This window comes from Bacteroidota bacterium (assembly GCA_016213405.1).
In the GTDB taxonomy this organism is placed as follows: Bacteria; Bacteroidota; Bacteroidia; order Palsa-948; family Palsa-948; genus Palsa-948.
Map to the genome: position 1 here is coordinate 1 of JACRAM010000016.1, position 19,836 is coordinate 19,836.

Sequence of the window (19,836 nt, forward strand, 5' to 3'; positions counted from 1 at the left end):
AGAAAAGCAATTAACCGCAGAGAACACAGAGAAAACAACACGCGGAGAGCCGCAGAGAAAATGCAATCTTGTATTCTCAGCGGTTCTCTGCGTAAAACCTCAGCGAACTCTGCGGTAAAAATGTATTTGCGTAACATCAGTGATTAAGAAAGAAAAAATCTGTGAATCAGTGGCATATTTGTATTTTTTGCGTAAGTCCTGATATGAGAAAGTCATTTCCTGATATGAGAAAATGAAAAAAACAAGTTTGTCTAAACCTTCATTTATTCGCTAAAAATGGAGGTTGGATTGTTATACTTGGATTACACATATTTCCGATGAGCGCGAAACGCGCCATGGCGCAAGGCGCCAAAAGGCAAATACAGATTACACCGATGAAAGGCAATTGGGAATCCATCCCTTCGGGACAAGTAATCGGTGTAATCTTTCTAAAATCTGTGTAATCTTGGTATATCAAATGTCAGTTCTTCTCCTTCGTAGGCACTGCTCCATAAATACTTGAGCCATCCACCGCTTCAATGTTCACCGGAATTCCATAACTTGAATTGATAGAGCTTCCGCTGAGTTCCTTAATGTTGATAGGCATTGCTCCATAAATGTAATTGCCACCTACTTCTGCAACATTCACTTTCATGGTTTCAGTGAATTTTACATTGATGGAGCCATCGGGGTTTAACGGAATGGCTGCGAATGCTGCCGTTGATTTTGATGCGTTTGCTTTCGGAAAAAAATCCGTGTTCTGAAACGCAATAAGGATTAATGCTCCTGCAATAATTGTAAGAACAGTTTTTGTGTACACATCTGTTTTCATGGTATTGTTTGTTTAGAAGCCCATCCTAAATCCTTCCCGAAGGGAAGGACTTTTTTGACAGACTATGATTATTTGTTGTTTTATTTTTCTTTTCACCCTTCCCTTTGGGAAGGGAAGGGATGGGCTCTTAAATTCTGATTCCAATAACAAGTATGTCATCCACTTGCTGTTCTGTTCCTGCCCATTCATTCAGACTGTTCTCCAGAATATTCTTCTGGTCACCGAGATTTTCTTTTTGCAACGAAAGCAGAATTTCTTTAAATCGTTTCTTGGTCAGTTTTTTCCCTTTGTCTCCTCCAAACTGATCGGCATAGCCATCGGTAAATAAATAGAAGGTATCGCCCGGCTCAAGGAGCATTTCTTTATTGGTGAATGGTTTGTCTATACCAAGATAAATGCCGATAGGCATTTTGTCGGCTGTAAGTTCTATCAGTTCTCCTTTTCTTATCAGGTATAACGAGTTGTTTGCTCCGGCATAGCAAAGTTTGTGATTTATTTTCTTTCCTACAAGAGATACTTCCAAACTCACGAGCGACATATCCATCCCGTCTTTCTGTTCGCCTGACTGCCCTGTTTGACCTAATGATTTTACGATTCCTTTTTTCATTGAATCGAGAGCGGCAGCCGGATCGGAGAATGATTTTTCAAGCAGCACTTCATTCAAAAGAGAATAGCCGATGAGTGACATGAATGCGCCCGGCACACCGTGACCGGTGCAGTCGCAGGCAGCAATAATAAATTTTCTGTCCTTCTCAGCAAACCAATAAAAATCTCCGGCAACAATATCTTTTGGCTTGTATAATATAAAACTTTCCGGAAATCTGCTTCGCATTATTTCATACTGCGGAAGAATTGCTTCCTGAATTCTTTTGGCGTAATTAATACTGTCAGTGATATTGCGGTTCTTATATTCAATTTCTTCTTTTTGCTTCACCACTTCGGCAGTGCGCTCACGGATGATTCTTTTCAGTCCGTGTGAGAAATAAGTAACAACTCCCCAAATAAATCCTATAGAAGAAAGCACGTATAACACATACGCCCACCAGGTTCTGTACCACGGAGGAAGAATAACAAATTCGTATATAGCTTCACTGCTTTCTTTATTAAAAACATTTTTTGCTTTTACGTGGAAGGAATAAGAACCTTCCGGAAGATTTGTATACACCGCTTTTGTTTCGTGCTTAAAGTTGCTCCATTCTTTGTCAAATCCTTCCAGGAAATATTGAAATTGTTCAGCCCCTTCATTAATAAAATCAAGAGCGGAAAATTCAAAAATGATAGAGTTATTTGCAAACGGCAATTCATATTTCAGCAATTGATTTTGAAGGAGCGAAGTAATCTTTGATGAATCAAAAGATGTTCCGTTAAAGATGGTTGAATCTTTTCCAATGGTTACTTTCCGGATGATGGAAGTGAAGGGCTGGCTTTCATTCACATCTTCATTCGCATCGTACCTGAAAAGTCCGGCAGCGCCTCCAAACCAGGTGATGCCGTTTCCGTCATGAAATATTACATGAATGATTTCATCAGAATAGGTTAAGAAAGGATTGGTAATCCAGTCATAGCCGCCATTTTTATTTTTTTTCAGAAACCCGAATTCAAATTTATTTTTTTCAGTGTAGTAGGTCTCCATCCATATTTTCCCGGATTGATTATCCACTGCCACTCGGTAAACCTGATGGGTGCCATCCGAGAACTGAGAACCAAATGCAGTGTCGGGAGAAAACTTTTCATCTTTCATACTGTAGATTCCCTTCGCAGTAAAAAAAAGAATTTCCCCGTTCACATCTTCTAATTCAACGCTTCCATCCGGTAATCCTGCTGAAGAACTGTATTTAACATAGCGGTAAGATTGCGTGTCATTATTTTTTCTTGCAGCGTGCTGATGATTTTTGAAACTGACCTTTATGGTGCCGTTATCATGTCCGAGCCAAACATTGCCATCCTTGTCCTCGTTGATGGAGCGAACGCTTTCTTTTATTTCCAGAATGCTTCCTTCATCAATCCATTTTGTTCCATTCCAATAAATGGATGCAAAACCATTGTTGAGACCTAAAAAAATTCTTGATGAATCAAAGTTGGAGCAGTGAAGAACCCAGGGTCCGTAAGGAAATAAGGGAGAAATTCTTTTTTGTGCGTCAATGGAATAAATACTTCCGTTGGATGCGGCAAGAAGGGTGGAATAATTGCCGGACTTGAATGAATACAGATCCCAGCACTCTTCATTAATGGAAGGAATTTTTTCAAATGAGGCAGGAGAAAGCGCATTGCCGTTTATTACATTTCCGGGATTGAGTGAATAAACTCCCTGAACAGTTGTAACATACAATGTGTTATTATGCCGGATGATGGATTGCACAGTTCCGCCCGGTCCGTTTTTATCTGTAAAATGTGTAACAGGCGATTTGATGGCAACTCTTGAAATTCCGTTGCTGGTGGCAAGCCATAAATTTCCTGAAGCATCCACATACTGCGAATAAATTGTTTCGTCTTGCAGCCCAATGTCTTTGTTCAGAAAACTGACAAGGTTCCCCTCCGCATCAATGATTACGGCTCCCTTTGTAACGGTGGCAACAGAATATCCCACTTCTGTTTTCAACAGGTGATAACTCAGGTTTTCAAGCAGGAACGGATCAACTTGAGTGGGGAAACTTTCCAGTACAAATGAAGCTCCTTCATAAGTATTTTTTAATGAAGGTTTCAGAATATACAGTCCTTTCTTTTTTGTGCAGAGCAAAATATTGGAAGAAGTGCCGTTATCAATCTTTCCCGGAAAAGGAATCATGGCATAAACGCTTTCTTCTGCAAATGTTTCTCCGCCTTTTAGCAGCGTGAGATTGTCGCCTTCAATTTCAAGAAGCCCAACCTCCCGCTCTCTTACAAACAGATGCCCGTTCACATAAAAGATCCTGTGAAAAGATTTCTCCGCATTCCATACTTTCATGTTCTTTCCATCCCACCTGAAAATTTTATTGTCAGATTGAAAGTAAATGCCGTCTTTGGCAGACTGCGTACACCAGATGTCAGAAAAATCCAAATCATTTTTATCCACATGCGGAAGAAGGGAAACATACCGCATATTTCCCAATGAGTCGGGAGACATGTACCCGAATTCTCCCAGCGCTCCTAAAAATATTTTTCCTTTATCATCTATTGCGTAAGAACGGATATTTGATTCATTATTTACTTTTATCATTCTCCACGAAACGCCATCGTATTCTAATATTCCCTGGTTATTTCCAAAATACATCACACCCCGCTTATCCTGTATGATTGCCCAGTTTTGCGGAAGGGCGCGGTATTCTTTTGTAGAGTAATTATAAAGCGGATAAAATCCCTTTTCTCCAATCAGAAATTTGTTTTCTGTATTATTCCCCCTTAATAAAGGGGGTAAGGGGGATGTTTGTATTTGCTGGCAGAAAAGAGAAAAAGAAAACAGCAAGCACAAGAGTTGTGTCAATACATATCTTCTTCTTAAAAAACACATGGTGGCAAATATAGAAAAGTTGAATTGGTTAGGGTTGCCAATTAAGTTTTTTTAACAAATGAAGTTATTAAAAGAATATTAAATTTGCCACTCATAAAACAACGCCATAAAAAATAATTCCCATGAAAAAACAATTGCATTTTTTCTTTACAGTTTGTATTACATCTGCCATCTGCCATCTTACCTCTTACATTTCCTTTTCTCAAAACAAAGATGCAGTGCTCATGACCATCGGCAATGACAAAGTCACCGTAGATGAATTTCTGAGTATTTACAAAAAAAATAATAATAAAGATGGCGCAGCGCTCGATAAAAAATCAATCGAAGAGTATTTGGATTTATACACCATCTTCCGCCTCAAGGTGAAAGAAGCAAAAGAAATGGGAATTGATACCTCAAAAGCATTCAGAGATGAATTAGCCGGATACCGCAAAACCCTTGCCCAGCCCTATCTCACCGAAAAAGAAGCCGTAGATAATCTGGTGAAAGAATCCTATGACAGAATGAAATGGGACATTCGCACCAGCCACATTCTTGTCAAGATGGATGCTGACCCAACTCCTGAAGACACGATGGATGCGTATACAAGAATTTCCCTTATTAGAGATTTTATCAATGGAAAAATGAATGCGGCAAACATGAAGAAGTATGAAACTAATGTGAAAGCATCTCTTAAGATTTCCAAAACCTCCCCTCCCAAAGATACCATGATGGCTTTTAACAAATTGAGCCCGCTTAAAAACATGTCTAAACTCAAAGCGCATGACTTTGCTTCTGTGGCGAAAGTTGTTTCTGATCACGGCTCAAAAGTTAATGGCGGAGATTTAGGTTACTTCACCTCCATGGCGCAAGGATATCCTTACGAATATGAAAATGCCGCCTACAAAGCAAAGCAAGGCGAAGTGTATGGTCCCATCCGCACCCCAATGGGTTATCACCTGGTGCTGGTTACAGACAAGCGCGCTCATAAAGAATTACATCTTGAACACCTCATGTTTCTCTTCAAGAAAAACATGACGCGCGATGATTCGGTAAAAATGAAAATGAAGATTGATTCCATTTCAGGTTTGATTAAGAAGGGAGAAAATTTTGAAGAGCTGGCTAAAAAAGTTTCTGACCATAAGGAAACTGCTAAGAAAGGCGGAGACATAGGATGGCTTTCAATAGGTTCAAACTTCCCTCCCGAATTCAAAGAAGTGGCATTCGCGATAAAAGATAATGGATTGGTTTCTGATCCGGTGAAAACACGTTTTGGCTGGCACATCATCAAAAGAATCGGCAACCGCGAACTTCCTCCGTTCGATTCATTGAAAATCGACCTGAAAGGAAAAATTCAGAAAGATGCCCGCAATAGTGTGGCGAAAGAAATGATGATAGCGAAAGTGAAAACTCAGTATGGCTTTAAAGAAGTCATGCCGAAAAATTATACAGACTTTTATTCTGTAGTGGACTCTACATTGCCAATGGGTCAATGGAAAGCTGAAAAAGCAAAAGCGCTGACAAAGCCAATGTTTACTATCATAGACAAAACATACACACAACAGGATTTTGCAAAATACATTGAGAAAAATTACCGCATGGTTGGAAAAATTTCTCCCAAGCGGATGGTGGATGCGCTGTACAAGCCCTTTGTGGATGAAGTTTGTTCAAACACAAGAGAAAACCGTTTGGAACAGGAATATCCTGAATTCAAATTGCTGATGAATGAATACAGCGATGGAATCCTCCTCTTCAACCTCACCGACCAAAAGGTTTGGTCAAAAGCAATAAAAGACACTACCGGTGCAAAAGAATATTATGCAAAGAACAAGGAACATTTCCTGTGGGAAGACAGGCTTGATGCGTCCATCTATACCTGCAAGGATGAAAAAACTGCCGAGAAAGTAAAGAAGATGATAAAAGGAAATAAATCAGATAAGGATATTCTTTCTGCGTTGAATAAGGACACCGTATTTAATGTGATGGTAGATGGCAGAACATTGTTTCTCAAAGGAGATAACGCAATGCTTGATAAAACAAACTGGACACCCGGCATTACGGCAAGTAACACCGAGAAGAACAAAGTTGTATTTGCCAACATCCGAAAAATTGTGAAGCCAACTCCAAAATCGTATACCGAAGCGAGAGGTCTTGTAACAAGCGAATACCAGTCCTGGCTGGAGAAAGAATGGATTTCTTCATTGAAGAAAAAATATCCTGTTGCTATTGACAGAAAAGTATTTGATACGATACAATAATGTTTCTATCACTATTGCGACTCAGACCGCGAGTTTGCGAAGTGGGAAGAGGAAGCAATCTCATCAGGGATTGCTTCTTCGTTTTTAGTGTGTTCTTTGCAATCTTTTTTCTTTCCTGCAGTAATAATTTGCCTGTTAACTCAGATGAAAAGCCATTGGCAAAAGTTGGCGATGCCTATCTTTTTCCCTCTCAGCTTAAAGAAATAATTTCTAAAAGCGCAGAACAAAAAGACAGTGTTGAAATCGTTCGTAATTATGTCAATAACTGGATTCATGAAACACTCTTGCTTCAACAGGCAGAAAAAAATCTTACAGACGATTTGAAGAAATTTGACAAGATGGTGGAGAACTACCGCAAATCACTTATAACGTATGAATACGAAAGCGAACTGGTAAAACAAAAGCTTGACACGATTGTCAGCGATGACGAAATTGAAAAATACTATGAAGAAAATAAAAGTAATTTTGAACTGAAGGACAATATTATCAAAGTGATTTACGTTAAAGTCCGCAAGAATGCACCCAAAGTTGAAAAGATTAAAGAATGGTACAAGTCAAATGAAGCTAAAGACAGAGATGCCCTTTCAAGTTATTGCTACCAATATGCCGATAATTTTTATTTAGATGAAAATATATGGTTATTGTTTGACGATGTGCTGAAAGAAATACCTATGAAACTTTATGACAAGGAAGCATTCTTGCAAAACAACCGCACTATAGAAACGCAGGATTCAGCACACTACTATTTTGTGAACATAAAAGGATTTATGACCAAGAACAGCACCTCACCGCTTTCATTTGAAAAAGAAAATATCAGGAGCATCATTCTGAATAAACGCAAAGTGGAACTTATCAAGAAGATGCGGGAGGATATTTATAACGAAGGAGTAAAAAATAAATCATTTGAAATATATTAAATGATTACACCGATGAAAGAAAGATTACACAGATTAGTCATTTGTCATTTGTCATTAATCATTTGTGTTTTCACATCTGCCATCTGCCATCTTACATCTTACATTTCATTTGCACAGCCCAAGGTGCTCGATGGCGTAGTGGCGATAGTAGGTTCAAGCCCCATCCTTCAGAGCGAGGTTGAATCAAAACGTGTGCAGGCAAAACTTGATTCTGTTGAGTTTGACCGATGCTCTGCCCTGGAAGATTTACTTTATCAAAAACTTCTTCTTGCACAAGCGATAAAAGACAGCGTTGAAATTACCGATGAACAGGTAGAGGAAGAGCTGGAAAGGCGGCTGCGTTATTACATTCAGCAATTCGGCTCTGTTCTGGCATTCGAAAATTTTTATGGCAAGAATGTAGAGAAATTTAAAGAAGAATTCAGGGAGGAATTACGTGAAGTCCTTCTGGTTCAGAAAATGCAGGCGAAAGTTACCGATGGAATTACAGTCTCTCCATCTGAAGTAAAAGATTTTTTTGATGCTATTCCGAAAGACAGCATTCCGCTTATCAATGCAGAAATAGAAGTAGGGCATATTATGAGAAAGCCAAAAATAAATCCTGAACTGAAAAAATACGCTAAAGAAAAACTGGAAACAATACGTCAGGAAATCATTGCAGGGAAAAAAGATTTTTCAACAGCGGCAATATTATATTCTGAAGACCCCGGCTCTGCTTCCAAAGGCGGGTTGTATGACCATGTTCAGCGCGGAACGTTTGTGCCTGAATTTGATGCCATGGCATTTCGAATGAAAGAGAAAGAAGTATCAGAAATATTCGAAACAGATTTTGGCTATCACATATTGATGGTGGAAGCGCGAAGGGGAGAAGAGATTGATGTGCGCCATATTCTTCTTGTCCCTCAGCCCGCTCCGGAAGATTTGCTGAAAGCAAAAACTTTTCTTGACAGTATTGCCGATTTAGTGAAGAAAGATTCTATCTCTATCACAGAAGCCGCCTCGCGCTTTTCTGATGATGAAGATACCAAGCATACAGGAGGGCTTATCAGCAACCCTTACACCGGCAGCACTAAATTTGAAATGAGCCAGCTCAGCCAGATTGACGCTAACCTTGTTTTCACTACCGACAAACTTAAAACAGGTGAATTGTCTGCTACAGAATTAACCCAATCGCATGATGGAAAACAATCGTATCACATCATCTATGTGAAAAGCAGGACAGAACCGCATCGTGCTAATCTCAAAGAAGATTACCAACTCATGCAAGACGAAGCGCTGGCGGCAAAAAAAGATAAGGAAGTAAGCAAATGGATAAAGAAAAAGATAACTTCTAATTATATTCGCGTTTCAGAAGAATATAAAAATTGTAAGTTTGATAATAAGTGGATAAACTGAATAACTATTATGAATTTTAAAGACGATGTTGAAGCGGTTGACGCCCTGCGTGCCAAATATAAAGTCCTTACTGCCGAGATCGGGAAAATAATTATCGGGCAGAACGAAGTAGTTGAAGATGTGCTGATTTGCATCCTCAGCAGAGGACATTGTTTGCTGGTTGGCGTTCCGGGTCTGGCTAAAACACTTTTGGTCAATACCATCTCCCGTGTTCTCGGCTTGCAGTACAGCCGGATTCAATTCACGCCTGATTTAATGCCGTCAGATATAATAGGAACAGAAATACTGGATGAAAGCCGCCAGTTCCGTTTTGTGAAAGGACCTCTCTTTGCCAACATCATTCTTGCCGATGAAATAAACCGCACTCCTCCTAAAACACAGTCCGCATTGCTCGAAGCTATGCAGGAACGTGCCGTTACAACCGCAGGCAAAAGATATGAATTAGGAAATCCGTTTTTTGTTCTCGCCACGCAAAACCCCATAGAGCAGGAAGGAACCTACCCGTTGCCCGAAGCGCAGTTAGACCGCTTTATGTTCAACGTGTGGCTCACCTATCCCAAGATGGAAGAAGAGATAACGGTGGTAAAAAATACCACATCCGATTACAACCCCGAATTGAAAATAATTCTCAGCGCTGAAGAAATTCTTTATTTTCAGGATTTGATACGCAGAGTGCCTGTTACGGATAATGTTCTGCAATATGCTGTGCGCCTTGCCTCCAGCACACGACCTGAAAATCCTGATTCTCCTTCAAAGGTGAAACAATACCTCTCTTGGGGAGCAGGACCGCGCGCTTCTCAATATCTCATACTTGGCGCAAAAACTCATTCAGTCATTCACGGAAAATATTCTCCTGATATTGAAGATGTGCGCGCTGTTGCCAACGCCATCCTTCGCCACCGCATTGTTCGCAACTACAAAGCCGAAGCAGAAAATGTTTCTGCCGAAGATATTATCAAAGAGTTGGTGAAGTAAATCTACCCTTCAAGAGAATTCGGGTTAAAACAAATGACTTATTGGAAGTTCTAACAAGAAATACAGCAGGTAGTTTAATTAAAGTGTTTTGCACCCTACCTTAAAAAAATCACTCTTCGTATTAAAATTTATTTACCTTTGCGCCCCTTCTGAAGTTCAGTCATAAAAAAGACTTCTTCATGGAAGGAGAGATTATTTTGTTTACACCCGAAAATAAAGGTGAAAAAAAAGTAAAAAAGATACAACCCGCGGGATAAAATATCCAACGGGTTAAATAAAAAAGTAAATGCCTACAATTCAACAACTGATTAGACACGGACGCAAAAAATTTACGCGCAAGAGTAAATCCATAGCGCTGAACCGCAGTCCGCAGCGCAGAGGCGTGTGTATTAAAGTGTACACCACTACTCCTAAAAAACCAAACTCCGCATTGAGAAAAGTTGCGAAGGTTCGTCTCTCAAACGGGAATGAAATTATTGCATACATCCCTGGTGAAGGACATAATCTTCAGGAACACTCTATCGTGCTGGTACGCGGAGGCAGGGTGAAAGACCTTCCAGGCGTACGTTACCACATCGTTCGCGGAACATTAGATACAGCGGGTGTTGACAATATGCGCCAGTCCCGTTCAAAATATGGAGCAAAAAGACCAAAAGCTGGAGCGCCAGCACCGGCACCTAAAGTAAAAGCAGCAGCAGAACCCACAAAATAATTTACCAGAATGAGAAAATCCAAAGCAAAAAAACGCCTCCTACTTCCTGACCCCAGATTTCAGGATACGCTTGTTACCCGTTTTGTAAATAATCTGATGTATTCAGGAAAGAAAAACAAAGCATACGGAATCTTTTATGAGACCATTGACATTGTTGCCGACAAAACAAAAGAAGATGGTTTACAAACATGGAAAAAAGCATTGAGCAATGTTACTCCTCAGGTAGAAGTTAAATCACGCAGGATTGGCGGTGCAAACTACCAAATCCCACAGGAAGTTCTTCCGGAAAGAAAAATTGCTCTTGCCATCAAATGGATGATCCAATATGCTAAAGAAAGAAAAGAACACAGAATGAGCAATGGACTTGCTTCTGAAATTATTGCTGCAGCAAAGCAGGAAGGTGCCGCATGGAAAAAGAAAGAAGACGTTCACCGCATGGCAGAAGCAAACAAAGCATATTCACATTTTAAGATCAAGTAAGAAAAGAAGAAATGAGCGATTTAAGATATACAAGGAACATCGGCATTGCAGCGCACATTGATGCAGGTAAAACAACTTGCACTGAGCGCATACTGTATTATACTGGTGTTAACCACAAGATCGGTGAAGTGCATGACGGAGCAGCTACAATGGACTGGATGATTCAAGAGCAGGAACGCGGAATCACAATCACTTCTGCCGCTACTACTTGTTTTTGGAACTATCGCGGTAATAAATATAAGGTAAACATTATTGATACTCCCGGCCACGTGGATTTCACGGTGGAGGTAAACCGGTCGCTTCGTGTACTCGATGGACTGGTTTTCTTGTTTTCAGCAGTGGATGGTGTTGAACCACAATCTGAAACCAACTGGCGTCTCGCTAATAATTATAATGTAACGCGTATCTGTTTCGTAAATAAAATGGACCGTGCGGGCGCTGACTTCCTTAATGTTTGCAAGCAGGTAAAAGAAATGCTTGGTGGAAATGCTGTTCCCCTTCAATTGCCTCTTGGAGCAGAAGCAAATTTTCGTGGAGTAATTGACTTGATTAACAACCGAGCTATCGAGTGGAATGAAGAAGATAAAGGAATGACTTTTAAAGTTGTGGATATTCCTGCTGATATGAAAGATGAAGTATATCACTGGAGAGAAAAACTTCTTGAATCAGTTTCTGAATTTGATGATAAGATTATGGAAAAATTCTTCGCTGACCAGTCAACAATAACTGAAGATGAAGTTCTCACTGCGCTTCGCAAAGCAACTATTGCAGGAAAAATAATTCCAATGGTTTGCGGTTCGGCATTCAAAAATAAAGGTGTTCAAACAATGCTTGATCTGGTGATGTCAATCATGCCATCGCCCCTTGATAAAGATAATATTCATGGTATAAATCCGGATACAGAACAGGAAGTTACACGTAAACCCGATGTGAAAGATCCTTTCACAGCACTTGCGTTCAAAATTGCAACCGATCCTTTTGTAGGACGTTTGGCATTCTTCCGCGCGTATTCAGGCAGATTGGATTCCGGTTCTTATGTATTGAACACTCGCTCAGGACAGAAAGAGCGCATATCCCGTATTTTCCAAATGCACGCCAACAAACAAAACCAGGTTCCTTTTATTGAAGCAGGAGATATTGGCGCTGCGGTGGGATTCAAAGACATTAAAACAGGCGACACACTTTGCGATGAGAAACATCCTATCGTTCTCGAAGCAATGAATTTTCCTGAACCTGTTATCGGTATCGCCATCGAGCCAAAAACTCAGGCAGACCTTGACAAGCTCGGAACTTCCCTTGCAAAACTTTCTGAAGAAGATCCAACATTCAGAGTTAAAACCGATGATGATACAAACCAAACAATCATCAGCGGAATGGGTGAACTTCACCTCGAAATTATTGTTGACCGTTTAAAGCGCGAGTTTAAAGTGGAGATAAATCAGGGCGCTCCTCAGGTTAATTATAAGGAAGCAATTACCGGAACGATTGAACATCGTGAAGTATATAAAAAACAAACAGGTGGTCGCGGTAAATTCGCTGACATGGAATTTACAGTTTCTCCTGTGGATGCTGACTTTGAAGTGACAGAAAAGAATGGCGGATTGCAATTTGAAAATGAAGTGAAGGGCGGTAATATTCCGCGCGAGTTCATTCCTGCTGTAGAAAAAGGATTCCGTGCCGCAATGGTGAATGGCGTTCTTGCAGGATTCCAGATGCAAACAATGAAAATTGTTTTATCAGACGGTTCTTACCACGATGTGGATTCTGACGCTCTCTCATTTGAGATTTGCGCGCGCACCGCTTTCCGTGAAGCATTGCCGAAAGCAAAACCCGTTCTGATGGAACCGATAATGAAAATTGAAGTCATCACTCCTGAACAATATATGGGTGATGTGGTGGGTGACTTGAACAGACGCAGAGGAATCATCGAAGGAATGGACAGCAAAGCAAATGCGCAGGTGATTAAAGCAAAAGTTCCGCTCGGAGAAATGTTCGGATACGTAACGCAGTTGCGCACACTTTCTTCAGGGCGTGCAACTTCTACTATGGAATTTTCACATTACGCGGAAACACCAAGAAATATTTCTGAAGAAGTAGTAGCAAAAGCAAAAGGTAAAAAAGCAGCAGAAAAAGTTTAAATCAACCAAATATGTCACAGCAGAGAATTAGAATCAAATTAAAATCCTACGACCATCACCTGGTTGATAAGTCGGCAGAAAAAATTGTTAAGACAGCAAAGTCTACAGGAGCTGTTATAAGCGGACCCATTCCACTTCCGACTAACAAACGCATTTATACAGTTCTTCGTTCCCCGCACGTGAATAAAAAAGCAAGGGAGCAATTTCAACTTTGCACATACAAGCGCCTGATTGATATTTACAGCACAAGCGCAAAAACTGTTGACGCGCTCAGCAAATTAGAATTACCCAGCGGTGTGGAAGTAGAAATTAAAGTGTAATTAAATCAATTTGAAGATTAGCCAATTTGAAAATTTGATAATGATAAAAAACAAAAACACGCAATTTTCAAATTAGCATATTTTTCAAATTATCAAATTAAAAAAAATGGCAGGATTACTCGGGAAAAAAATAGGAATGACCAACATGTTTGACGTTTCAGGCAGATACGTTGCATGTACTGTCATTGAAGCGGGACCTTGTGTGGTTACACAAGTAAAAACAAAAGAGAAGGACGGCTATGATTCTCTTCAGCTTGGTTTCGCGGAGAGAAAAGAAAAACATACCACTTCTCCTCAGATGGGCCATTTCAAAAAAGCAGGAACTACTCCAAAGAAAGCAGTTGCCGAGTTTCATGATTTTGAAGGAGATAAAAAAGCAGGCGATACCATCACGCTCGACATTTTCACTGAAGGAGAATACGTTGACGTTGTAGGAACTTCCAAAGGAAAAGGATTTCAGGGTGTTGTGAAACGCCACCACTTCAGCGGGGTTGGAGCAGGAAATGGTCACGGTCAGCATGATCGCCAGCGTTCACCCGGTTCTATCGGTGCATCCTCTTTCCCATCACGCGTATTAAAAGGAATGCGCATGGCAGGAAGAATGGGAGGTGACCGCGTGAAGGCACGCAACTTAGAAGTATTAAGATTAATAAAGGATAAAAACCTTCTGATAGTGAAAGGCTCAGTGCCCGGAGCTGCCGGAAGTTTTGTAATGATTCAGAAATAATAAATCATCGAAAAACGAAATAGTACAAAAAATACGAAACAAGAAATGGAACTCACTGTAGTAAATATTAAAGGAGATAAAACAAAGCGCAAGGTTTCTTTGCACGATTCCATTTTCGGAATTGAACCCAACGATCACGCTATTTATCTTGACGTGAAACAATTCCTCGCTAACCAGCGACAGGGAACTCACAAAGCAAAAACGAGAAATGAAATTCACGGAAGCACGCGCAAACTCCACAAGCAAAAAGGAACGGGTGGTTCACGTAAGGGCGATATCAAGAGTCCAATCTTCCGTGGCGGTGGGCGTATTTTCGGTCCCGAGCCAAGAGATTATCATTTCAAACTGAACAAGAAAGTAAAGCAACTTGCCCGCATGAGCGCGCTTTCTCATAAAGCGAAAAATAATTCCATCACCGTGCTTGAAGATTTTTCTTTTGAGAATCCAAAGACAAAAAATTATGCTGAACTTTTGAGCAATCTGGAAATGAACGGAAAAAAAACCTTGCTGGTTGTTGGCAATGATGACAAGAACATCAATCTTTCTGCAAGAAACATTCAATCAGCAAAAGTTACTTCAGCAAATTCGCTGAGCACGTATGATATTATTAATGCAAATATCCTTCTCTTATCCGAAGGCTCGCTAAAGACTATTGAAACTATCTTGCTTGATGATGAAACTGCAGAAGCGAAGCCGAAAGTGAAAGCGAAGGCAAAATCAACAGTAAAGAAAACAAAAACAATAAAGAAGAAATCATCAACAAAAGAGAAGTAATATTGAACAATCAATCATTAATAATCAATACAGAATGAGCATCTACCTAAAACCAATCATCACCGAAAAGTATGCCGCCAAGGGCGATGCTGCCGGAAAGAACAACGGAGGCAAAGGGCGCTACGCATTTGTGGTGGAGAAAACCGCCAACAAAGTAGAAATCAAAAAAGCTATAGAAAAAGCATACGCAGTTACTGTTGAAGAAGTGAATACGATGAATTACATCGGCAAAATAAAAACCAGATACACAGCAACAAAAATAATGAATGGTTTAGTGAAGAAAGCAAAGAAAGCAATTGTAACATTAAAAAAAGGAGACACAATAGATTTTTACGGAAATATATAAACCAATTTGAAAATGAGTCAATTTGAAAATTTGAAAATGAAACAAACATCTATGGATTTTAATTTTCAAATTAGCTAATCTTCAAATTATCAAATTAGAAAAATGGGAGTAAGAAGATTCAGACCTATCACACCAGGTCAACGACATAAAGTAGCAAACGATAACAGCGACATCACCTCGTATGTTCCTGAAAAGTCATTGCTTCGTTCAAGCAAAAGAAGCGGTGGCAGAAACCACACAGGTAAAATGACTATGCGCTATCTCGGAGGCGGACATAAAAGACGTTTCCGCGTGATTGATTTCAAAAGAGACAAGCAGGATATTCCAGCCGTTGTAAAATCAATTGAGTATGACCCGATGCGCACCGGGCGCATCGCACTTCTTCAATATAATGACGGAGAAAAAAGATACATCCTCGCTCCGCAAGGATTACAAGTGGGTCAAACAGTTGTGTCAGGAAAAAATGTAGCGCCCAATCTTGGAAACGCAATGCCTCTTTCAGCCATTCCACTCGGAACAATTGTACATAATATAGAATTGAATCCCGGACAAGGAGGAAAATTTATTCGCAGCGCAGGCACTTACGCACAACTTACTGCTAAAGAAGCAAAGTTTGTAATATTAAAAATGCCATCAGGAGAAACACGCATGGTACTTGCAACTTGCATGGCAACCGTTGGTTCAGTTTCAAACGCAGACCACAATCAAGAGGTACACGGAAAAGCCGGGCGCATCCGCTGGTTCGGACGCAGATCACGCAACCGACCTGTTGCAATGAACCCTGTTGATCACCCGATGGGCGGTGGCGAAGGAAGAGCTTCAGGCGGGCATCCCCGCTCTCGAAACGGACAATTATCTAAAGGACTAAAAACAAGAAAGAGAACAAAACGCTCTAACAGATATATAGTAGAAAGAAGAACTAAAGGATATGGCTCGAAATAAAAATTGGCAGTAGGCAGTAGCCAATAGGCAAAAAATACAAAAAGCAAAAAAAGAAAATAGAAACAAAAAAAAAAAATCGGTGTAATCTAAAATACATCGGTGTAATCTAAAAAAGATGGCTCGAAGTTTAAAAAAAGGATTCTTCATTGATTTCAAACTCAACAAAAGAGTTCAGGAAATCATTGGCGGAAAAAAGAAATATATAGTCAAAACATGGTCCCGCAGGTCAATGATTACTCCTGAGTTTGTTGGATTGACTTTTGCCGTTCATAACGGAAACAAGTTCATTCCTGTTTATGTAACAGAAAATATGGTGGGGCATCGCCTGGGGGAATTTTCGCCAACGAGAACTTACCGCGGACATACCGGTCACGTAAAAGCAGAAGCAAATGTTCCTGCTCCTGCAGCAACACAAGCGCCAGAAGCAAAATAATAAATTAAATAACAAAAATGATTACACCGATTCTAAAAACCAAAGATTACACAGATAAAACATCGGTGTAATCTATTTCTAAAATCTGTGTAATCGAAATAAAAATATCATGGGAGTTCGTAAAAGAGAAATGGCAGAAGCAAGAAAAGAAGCAAACAAGACAACTTACTTTGCAAAGTTGAATAATTATCCTACTTCGCCCCGCAAGATGCGCCTTCTTGCTGATTTAATTCGCAACCAGCCGGTTGAAAATGCACTGAATGTATTGCGCTTTCACACACAGCATGCATCACTTCCGCTTTCAAAGCTAGTAGTTTCAGCAGTAAAAAACTACGAAGCAAAAACAGGTTTGCGCGCAGAAGACAGCACACTCTTTGTAAAAGAGATTAGAGTAGACAGCGGACAAATGCTTAAACGCTTCCGCCCTGCCCCACAAGGTCGCGCATACAGAATCCGCAAGCGTTCCAATCACGTAACAGTAATATTAGATACAATAAAAGAAACACAAGAATAAAAAAAAAGAAAATCGGTGTAATCTTTTTTACATCGGTGTAATCAAAAAAAAGAATGGGACAAAAAGCAAATCCAATTGGTAATCGCCTCGGAATCATCCGCGGATGGGACTCAGCATGGTTTGGCGGAAATCATTATGCCGAAAAACTTATTGAAGACGAACGCATTCGCAACTATCTGAAAGCTCGTTTACCAAAGAGCAGCATGTCACGCATTGTGATTGAGCGCACGCAGAAAATCGTAACAGTGACTATTCATACTGCGCGTCCTGGAATTATAATTGGAAAAGGCGGTTCAGAAGTTGACAAGTTGAAAGAAGAATTAAAAAAGATTACCGGAAAAGATATTCAGATAAATATTTTTGAAGTAAAACGGCCTGAAGTAGACGCACGCATTGTTGCCGATGGAATCGCCCGCCAGATTGAAGCGAGAATTTCTCACAAGCGCTGCATCAAAATGGCGATTGCTTCTGCCATGAGAATGGGAGCTGAAGGAATTAAAGTTCGCGCAGGCGGCCGTTTAGGCGGAGTGGAAATTGCACGCAGTGAAGCCTTCAAAGAAGGAAGAACTCCTCTTCACACCTTTCGGGCTGATATTGATTTTGCAATTGCTGAAGCGCATACTTCCATGGGAAGAATCGGAATCAAGGTTTGGATATGCAGAGGAGAAGTTTTCGGAAAACGCGACCTCTCCCCTAACATCACTGACAGCCGCGACAAGAAAAAAGGAAAACGCAAAGACAGAGACAGAAATGACCGCGGAGACAGAGGCGGGCACAGAGATAACAGAAGATAAAAAATACAGAGTACAAAGTATTAAGTAATAAGTACAATTAGAAAACAAAAACATATTTAATACTTAAATACTCGATACATAATACTTGAATTAATATGCTACAACCAAAGAAAACAAAATTCAGAAAAATGCATAAGATGGTTCCGAGCGGAAACGCACGTAGAGGAACTACTCTGGCATTCGGTTCTTTCGGACTTAAGTCAGTTGAAACAGCTTGGATAACTGCCCGCCAGATTGAAGCAGCCCGCGTTGCACTTACCCGACACATTGGAAGAGAAGCAAAAGTGTGGATCAGAATTTTCCCTGATAAACCCATCACCAAAAAACCTGCAGAGGTTCGTATGGGAAAAGGAAAAGGAAATCCTGAATACTGGGTGGCGGTGGTAAAAGCGGGAAGAGTAATGTTTGAAACGGAAGGAACAAGCTTGGAAACAGCAAAAGAAGCGATGAAGCTAGCTGGAGACAAACTTCCATGCATTTCAAAGTTTATGGTCAGAAATGATTTTTTAGAAAGCATTAATAAGTAGAAAAATGAAAAAAGCAGATTTATCACAACTCTCAACCAATGACCTTGAGGAAAAACTGAAGGAAGAAGTTGCATCATTGGATAAAATGAAGTTCACGCACACCATTTCTCCTGTAGAAAGTCCTGCGCGCATTACGCATTCAAGAAAAACTGTTGCCCGCATGATGACTGAACTTCGCAAAAGAGAATTAGCAGAAACTAAAAAATAATTATTCAGATGGAATTAACAAGAACACGCAGAAAAGAAAAAGTAGGGCTCGTAACGAGCAACAAAATGGCAAAGTCAATTGTTGTTTCTGTTGAACGTCAAATCAAGCATCCTAAATACGGAAAGTTTATCAAGCGCACAAGCAAGTTCATGGCGCACGATGAAAAAAATGAAGCGAACATAGGTGATTCAGTTCGCATTGTTGAAACACGCCCTCTTAGCAAAAACAAATGCTGGAGGTTGGTTGAAATTGTTGAAAAAGCGAAATAAAAAAAATTAATACAAATAGTTATGATACGACAGGAATCAAGATTAATATGTGCAGACAACAGTGGAGCGAAAGAAGTTCTCTGTATCCGCGTTCTCGGAAGCACACGCAAGAGCGGTGCATCCGTTGGAGATAAAATTGTTGTGGCTGTAAAAAAAGCATTGCCCGCTGGCGGAGTGAAAGAACATTCTATTTCAAAGGCAGTGATTGTCCGCACGAAAAAAGAAATCCGCAGAGCTGATGGTTCTTACATCCGCTTTGATGATAATGCAGCCGTTCTGCTCAACGAAGTGGACGAACTGAAAGGTACACGCATCTTTGGTCCTGTTGCCAGAGAACTTCGCGACAAACAGTTCATGAAAATAGTTTCATTAGCTCCTGAAGTATTGTAAGAATCAGATAGCAATAAGAATAAAGTAAAAAGTCAGACAATGATAAAGTTCAAAATAAAAAAAGGCGACACTGTGAAAGTGATTTCTGGTGACGATAAAGGCAAACAAGGAAGAGTTCTATCGGTTGACAGGGAAACTTTCCGTGCGCTGGTTGAAGGAATCAATATGGCGACCAAGCATACACGCCCAACTGCTAAAAACACAAAAGGCGGTATCATTCATCAGGAAGCTTCCGTTCATATTTCAAACCTGATGCTTGTTGATGCCAAAGGAAACACTACAAGAGTCGGAAGAAGAATTGATGAAGCAACAGGCAAACTGGTTCGCTATTCAAAAAAATCTGACGAAACAATTAAAAATGTTAAACAGTAAGCATTCATAAAATGGCAAAGCAAGAATCAAAGAAAAAACAGGTGGTTAAAGGCGAACAGGCAGAAAAA

At 40.2% G+C, this 19,836-nt stretch carries 22 protein-coding genes; 20 read left to right on the forward strand and 2 right to left on the reverse strand.

All coding sequences use genetic code 11. The annotated features are described in order from the left end of the window. Nucleotides 1–460: 460 nt before the first annotated feature. Together HY841_01975 and HY841_01980 are read right to left on the reverse strand one after the other, a co-directional pair. On the reverse strand, nt 461–811 hold the full coding sequence (locus HY841_01975; GenBank protein MBI4929501.1) for a hypothetical protein: 351 nt from the start codon (nt 809–811) through the stop codon (nt 461–463). 127 nt (nt 812–938) lie between these two features. Beyond that, nucleotides 939–4,271, reverse strand: coding sequence for a SpoIIE family protein phosphatase (locus tag HY841_01980; GenBank protein ID MBI4929502.1), 3,333 nt, complete (start codon nt 4,269–4,271; stop codon nt 939–941). A gap of 149 nt (nt 4,272–4,420) precedes the next feature. On the opposite strand from HY841_01980, the gene HY841_01985 reads away from it, so the two are divergent. From HY841_01985 to rplX, 20 genes are all read left to right on the forward strand, one after another. After that, a complete protein-coding gene (locus tag HY841_01985) occupies nt 4,421–6,535 on the forward strand; it encodes a peptidylprolyl isomerase (GenBank protein MBI4929503.1) in 2,115 nt (704 codons plus the stop codon). Then, entirely contained in the window at nt 6,535–7,452 is a 918-nt protein-coding gene (locus HY841_01990; protein MBI4929504.1) for a peptidyl-prolyl cis-trans isomerase, read from the forward strand. Before HY841_01985 ends, HY841_01990 begins: the two co-directional genes overlap by 1 nt. A gap of 12 nt (nt 7,453–7,464) precedes the next feature. Further along, nucleotides 7,465–8,847 (forward strand): peptidylprolyl isomerase, encoded by a 1,383-nt coding sequence (locus HY841_01995; protein ID MBI4929505.1) that lies wholly within the window; start codon nt 7,465–7,467, stop codon nt 8,845–8,847. Nucleotides 8,848–8,856: 9 nt separating this feature from the next. After that, nucleotides 8,857–9,822 (forward strand): AAA family ATPase, encoded by a 966-nt coding sequence (locus HY841_02000; protein MBI4929506.1) that lies wholly within the window; start codon nt 8,857–8,859, stop codon nt 9,820–9,822. Nucleotides 9,823–10,108: 286 nt separating this feature from the next. After that, a complete protein-coding gene (locus tag HY841_02005) occupies nt 10,109–10,534 on the forward strand; it encodes a 30S ribosomal protein S12 (protein MBI4929507.1) in 426 nt (141 codons plus the stop codon). 9 nt (nt 10,535–10,543) lie between these two features. Then, the gene (gene rpsG, locus HY841_02010) at nt 10,544–11,014 is read left to right on the forward strand and encodes a 30S ribosomal protein S7 (protein ID MBI4929508.1); all 471 of its coding nucleotides are present in this window, start codon (nt 10,544–10,546) and stop codon (nt 11,012–11,014) included. Nucleotides 11,015–11,025: 11 nt separating this feature from the next. Next, complete coding sequence (gene fusA / locus HY841_02015; protein ID MBI4929509.1) at nt 11,026–13,152, forward strand: elongation factor G; 2,127 nt, start codon at nt 11,026–11,028, stop codon at nt 13,150–13,152. Nucleotides 13,153–13,163: 11 nt separating this feature from the next. After that, nucleotides 13,164–13,472 carry a 30S ribosomal protein S10 gene (rpsJ, locus tag HY841_02020; GenBank protein ID MBI4929510.1) on the forward strand — a complete coding sequence of 103 codons (309 nt, stop codon included), beginning with the start codon at nt 13,164–13,166 and terminating at the stop codon, nt 13,470–13,472. A 106-nt stretch (nt 13,473–13,578) separates the two neighbouring features. After that, entirely contained in the window at nt 13,579–14,199 is a 621-nt protein-coding gene (gene rplC / locus HY841_02025) for a 50S ribosomal protein L3 (protein ID MBI4929511.1), read from the forward strand. Nucleotides 14,200–14,244: 45 nt separating this feature from the next. Beyond that, the gene (rplD, locus tag HY841_02030; GenBank protein ID MBI4929512.1) at nt 14,245–14,973 is read left to right on the forward strand and encodes a 50S ribosomal protein L4; all 729 of its coding nucleotides are present in this window, start codon (nt 14,245–14,247) and stop codon (nt 14,971–14,973) included. A 34-nt stretch (nt 14,974–15,007) separates the two neighbouring features. Continuing rightward, nucleotides 15,008–15,319: a 50S ribosomal protein L23 gene (gene rplW / locus HY841_02035; protein ID MBI4929513.1), complete on the forward strand. Its 312-nt coding sequence runs from the start codon at nt 15,008–15,010 to the stop codon at nt 15,317–15,319. A gap of 102 nt (nt 15,320–15,421) precedes the next feature. After that, nucleotides 15,422–16,261 carry a 50S ribosomal protein L2 gene (rplB, locus tag HY841_02040; protein ID MBI4929514.1) on the forward strand — a complete coding sequence of 280 codons (840 nt, stop codon included), beginning with the start codon at nt 15,422–15,424 and terminating at the stop codon, nt 16,259–16,261. 115 nt (nt 16,262–16,376) lie between these two features. Further along, the gene (rpsS, locus tag HY841_02045; GenBank protein MBI4929515.1) at nt 16,377–16,694 is read left to right on the forward strand and encodes a 30S ribosomal protein S19; all 318 of its coding nucleotides are present in this window, start codon (nt 16,377–16,379) and stop codon (nt 16,692–16,694) included. 109 nt (nt 16,695–16,803) lie between these two features. Next, nucleotides 16,804–17,208 (forward strand): 50S ribosomal protein L22, encoded by a 405-nt coding sequence (gene rplV / locus HY841_02050; protein ID MBI4929516.1) that lies wholly within the window; start codon nt 16,804–16,806, stop codon nt 17,206–17,208. A gap of 53 nt (nt 17,209–17,261) precedes the next feature. After that, a complete protein-coding gene (rpsC, locus tag HY841_02055) occupies nt 17,262–18,002 on the forward strand; it encodes a 30S ribosomal protein S3 (protein ID MBI4929517.1) in 741 nt (246 codons plus the stop codon). A gap of 95 nt (nt 18,003–18,097) precedes the next feature. Further along, nucleotides 18,098–18,529 (forward strand): 50S ribosomal protein L16, encoded by a 432-nt coding sequence (rplP, locus tag HY841_02060; GenBank protein MBI4929518.1) that lies wholly within the window; start codon nt 18,098–18,100, stop codon nt 18,527–18,529. 4 nt (nt 18,530–18,533) lie between these two features. Beyond that, nucleotides 18,534–18,737 carry a 50S ribosomal protein L29 gene (gene rpmC / locus HY841_02065; protein MBI4929519.1) on the forward strand — a complete coding sequence of 68 codons (204 nt, stop codon included), beginning with the start codon at nt 18,534–18,536 and terminating at the stop codon, nt 18,735–18,737. 8 nt (nt 18,738–18,745) lie between these two features. Then, the gene (rpsQ, locus tag HY841_02070) at nt 18,746–19,006 is read left to right on the forward strand and encodes a 30S ribosomal protein S17 (protein ID MBI4929520.1); all 261 of its coding nucleotides are present in this window, start codon (nt 18,746–18,748) and stop codon (nt 19,004–19,006) included. 21 nt (nt 19,007–19,027) lie between these two features. Next, nucleotides 19,028–19,396 (forward strand): 50S ribosomal protein L14, encoded by a 369-nt coding sequence (gene rplN, locus HY841_02075; protein ID MBI4929521.1) that lies wholly within the window; start codon nt 19,028–19,030, stop codon nt 19,394–19,396. Nucleotides 19,397–19,435: 39 nt separating this feature from the next. Next, the gene (rplX, locus tag HY841_02080; protein MBI4929522.1) at nt 19,436–19,768 is read left to right on the forward strand and encodes a 50S ribosomal protein L24; all 333 of its coding nucleotides are present in this window, start codon (nt 19,436–19,438) and stop codon (nt 19,766–19,768) included. The last annotated feature ends 68 nt before the right edge of the window (nt 19,769–19,836 follow it).